The following is a 4,384-nucleotide window of genomic DNA, read 5'->3' as shown; positions in this document are numbered from 1 at the left end:
GAATAAATTATGCCACTGATTTTGAAGCAAGAAAAGGAAGCCCGATCGGCTTGGGCTATCGTGTTCCTTTGGTTATTGCCTCACCTTGGAGCAAGGGCGGTTTTGTAAACTCACAGGTTTTCGATCATACGTCATCATTAATGTTTATGGAAAAATGGCTGGCTAAAAAAACAGGCAAAACCATTAAAAGTAATAACATTAGCGATTGGCGAAGGAATATCTGTGGCGATTTAACCTCAGTGTTCAGACCGTACAATGGAGAAAAAATTAAATCTCCTGAACCACTAAAACGCGATGTGGTAGTAACCAACATCGGTAATGCAAAAAACAAACCTGCCCAGGTTGGTCCTACGGCACTTAATAAAACAGAGGTTGCAAAAATAAATAAGTTCGAAGCTTTTTCTACAGAAACATCTAATCATGCCCCTAAACAGGAGAACGGAACAAAACATGCTTGTGCTTTGCCTTATCATTTAACAGTTGATGCAAATCTGGTTAATAATGAAATAGTACTTACTTTTCAATCGGCAAAAACCTTGTTCGGTAGCGAAATAGAAACCGTTGGTGCGCCTTTCAACATGTATACCATTGCCAAATTTAAAGGTGTTGCGGGCAAAACATGGGCCTATGCCGTAAAAGCTGGCGATGTGTTAAAAGACAGCATTAAACTGGATGATTTTGATAACGAAGTTTATGATCTTACAGTTAGCGGTCCGAATGGTTTTTACAGGAATTTCGCAGGAAGCAAAAAAAATCCTTCCGTTGTTATAAAAGCATATCCAGAGCAAGCTGGTTTGGTAAGCAAAAAACTTACAGGTACCCTGGTTTTCGCTATTGAGAACAAAGGCGCCAGTTTAGTTACGCTCCAAATTGTAGATAACAAATACAAATCAGGGAGCAAAACGGTAACAATTAAGCCAAAATCGGGTACAAATATCTCGTTTAATCTGGCTAAAAATGCGAATTGGTACGATTTCAGTATTGTGCAGGCGGGCAATACAACATTTAAACACCGATATGCAGGTAAAATAGAAACCGGAGAAATTACCCAAACCGACCCATACATGGGTAACGCATGATAAATATCCCCCAAAAAGGGGGATGGCTTTTGAAAGAAATTATGCTTATTTTGTATTACATGTGCAGTAAACTGTCTATAATCAAGATAAATTTTATAGTTTCTTTCATTTTGCTTTTTAGCCTTAAGCTATCGGCCCAAAGCTATAATTTTACCAATTACAGCCTTAAGGATGGCTTGCCTCAATCGCAGGTAATGGTAATTTATCAAGCAAAAGACAGGACGCTTTGGCTTGGCACTTTTGGTGGGGTAAGTAATTTCGATGGCAGGCAATTTACCTCGTACAGCAAAGCCGATGGGTTAGGATCAAATTCAGTAAACTGCATTACAGAGGATAACCAGAGCCAAATGCTTTTTGGTACTGAAACAGGTATCAGCATTCTTAAACGTGGAAAAATAAGCACCCTGTTTTCGGGTAAAGGGGTAAGCCATTTACTTAAAGACAAAGAGGGTGTTATTTGGGGAGTAAGTGAATATAAACTTTTCAAAATTGAAAAGGATAAAATCGTTTTTTATTCCATCGCTGGTAAAAATATCCATACCATAAACAGCGACAGTTCCGGAAACCTATATGCTGCTGCATCAGGAGTGGGTATTTATCAGCTTAAGAATAACAATTGGACAATCTACCAAGAGTTACCGCCAGCCATCAATACTTTATCTATCCGGAAGATCTTATTTGATAAAACGGTAAAGAATAAGGCCTATCTGTTAACCGACCATAGCGGAATTTATGTACTGGAGAACGGAATAGTTAAACCGTTTTTTAAAAAAGAGGGTATCGATACCTATTATTCCATCGCGCAGGATCATCGTGGAAATATGTKGGTAGGCTCTGAAAAAGGGGCTTACTTCATAAATAAAAATGGCTCAATCATTAATTTTAACGGAGAAAATGGATTGAGCGATAACCAGGTTAATGCAATATTTAGCGATGCTGAAAACAACATCTGGATATCTTGTTTTAGTGATGGTATTTACAAATATGAAGGCGATGCTTTTATTCGCTACAATAGGTTTAAGGGCRAGAACCTGGCATATCCAATAAGCGGAATAGCGGCAGATAAAAATAATAACCTCTGGTTTGGCACTTTTAACAAAGGTGTTTTTAAGTATGATGGTAAAGAGGTACAAAACATTGATATCCCCGCTTTTAAGGATAAAAAAATCTACTTCGTTTATGCCGATAAAGCAAAAAACATTTGGTTTTCTACCTATGGCAAAGGCATTTGGAAATACGACGGAGAAAAATTTAGCCAGGTATTAAAGCCAGAGAGGTTTGATAACAGCTCGATAGCTGAAGACGAGGAAGGAGGGATCTGGATAAACGGGTACATGTCATCTACTTATTTAAAGGATGGAAAAACCGAACGGATAAGTGGATTTGATGGCTATTTATCGTGTATTTATCCTTTGCAGAAGGATAGTGTGTTTCTTGGCACCTCAAATGGCGTTACACTTATCAAAAACAAAAAGATAGATAAAACATTTCGTATCAAATCGCTCACCAATGTGTACGTACTGAGCATTATAAGGCAGGGTGATAATTTGATTTTTGCTACGCTTGGCGATGGGATCATCACCTGGAATTTAAAAACGAAAGCCATTAAACGTTATGTTGTTGCCAATGGGTTAAACTCAAATGATATTTATAGCCTTGCAACCGATAATGAAAATAATTTATGGGCCGGAACAGGACGGGGGATTAACAAATTAACTTTTAATAGGCAACAACAAAGTTATGAAGTTTTTAGAGACCATCCGCTCATTGTAGAATGTAACCAAAACGCAATTATCAATTACAAAAACAGCATATTGGTAGGCACCATAAATGGACTTATTCAATGTAAAACCAATCCGCTTAGGGAGAACAAAAAGAATCCTTTTATCCATATTCAACAGGTTAGTGTTTTTCATAAAAATGATCGGGCAAAGGATATTTCAGTAGATCTGAACGGAAAAGGAGATAAATTTTATAAACTTAACTACAGTCAAAACCACATTTCGATAAGTTTTAAGGGAGTTTATCTCACCAATCCAGAAAGTGTACTTTACCGCTACAAACTGGTTGGGGTAGATAACGATTTCAGCAAACCTGTACCCAACACAGAGATCGAATACTCGGCCATAAGACCAGGTAGTTATACTTTTCAGGTTTATGCTATCGCAAATGGCCAGCAATCAAATATAGAACAGTTTAGCTTTACCATTGTACCGCCGTATTATGATACCATTATATTTAAGATTGGCGCATTTTTGGTGCTTATTTTCCTGATCTGGCTTATCTTTTACCTCATTTTTAAAACCAGAGAACGTAAAAAACATCAGTTCGAAAAGTTAAAGTTAAAAGAGCAAGAAAAAATAAGAAAGCAAACTGCAGAAGATTTTCATGATGATATTGGCAATAAACTGACCAGGATTAATGTTTTATCCGAAATTCTGGATAAAAAGGTAGCAGGAACCGAAAAAGAGCAAAAGGAACTGATCAGGCTAATCAGAGAAAACGCCAGTTTGTTGTATACCGGAACTAAAGATATTCTTTGGGCGCTAGACCCACATAGCGATAATCTTTTTGAGATATTGATGCACATTAAAAATTTTGGAATCGATCTTTTCCAAAACACGGGAGTTACATTTAAAATGGAAGGCGTGTTAAGCAAATATCAAAAACTACACCTATCGATGGAGTTTAACCGAAACCTAACATTAATTTTTAAGGAGATGTTAAATAATGTGTTAAAACATGCCAAAGCAAGCCAGGTGTTGATTATGGTTATTGAAACCGATCATGATACAGTAAACATCTTAACAACAGATGATGGCGAAGGTTTTGATCTTGAAACGGTACAAAAAGGAAGAGGATTAAACAATATTCAAACACGCTGCAAACGTATAAAATCGACCTTTCAGATTTCTTCTATAAAAGGGAAAGGCACCACTACAACAATTTCTACCAGAATTCCTGTTACAAAATAGCACTAAAAGCGTCTTAATTAAAACCAACCACAAAAATGAGCCAGAATTTACGAATTGTTCTAATCGAAGATGACGATATTTTAAGAATGGGTTATGAATCGTTATTAAGCGATGTTGAAGATTTTGTAGTCGTTAACGCCTATGCATCATACGATTTGGCCAAAAAATACTTAGAGGCCGATCATCCAGATGTGATTTTGCTCGATATCCAGATGCCAGGCACCAACGGGCTGCAGGCCTTACCTTTTATCAAAAAAGCCTTACCTAACGCGAATATTATTATCCTCACCGTTTTTGATTCGCCCGAATTGGTTTTCGAAGCTCTTACCA

The 4,384-nt window shown here is 37.2% G+C and carries 3 protein-coding genes; all 3 read left to right on the top strand.

The window, feature by feature from the left end; all coding sequences use genetic code 11:
• The coding region (locus AC1DPQ_RS19155) for a phospholipase domain-containing protein (RefSeq protein WP_477610558.1) at nt 1-1,079 on the top strand (1,079 nt) is incomplete at its 5' end.
• Nucleotides 1,076-4,054 carry a ligand-binding sensor domain-containing protein gene (locus tag AC1DPQ_RS19150; RefSeq protein ID WP_477610557.1) on the top strand — a complete coding sequence of 993 codons (2,979 nt, stop codon included), beginning with the start codon at nt 1,076-1,078 and terminating at the stop codon, nt 4,052-4,054. The genes AC1DPQ_RS19155 and AC1DPQ_RS19150, both read left to right, overlap by 4 nt.
• A gap of 35 nt (nt 4,055-4,089) precedes the next feature.
• On the top strand, nt 4,090-4,384 hold a 295-nt coding region (locus AC1DPQ_RS19145; protein WP_477610556.1), incomplete at its 3' end, for a response regulator.

Source organism: Pedobacter sp. 01T416_2 (assembly GCF_056398925.1).
The sequence above is the reverse complement of the archived record's forward strand: the minus strand, read 5'-3'. Positions and strand labels throughout refer to the sequence as shown.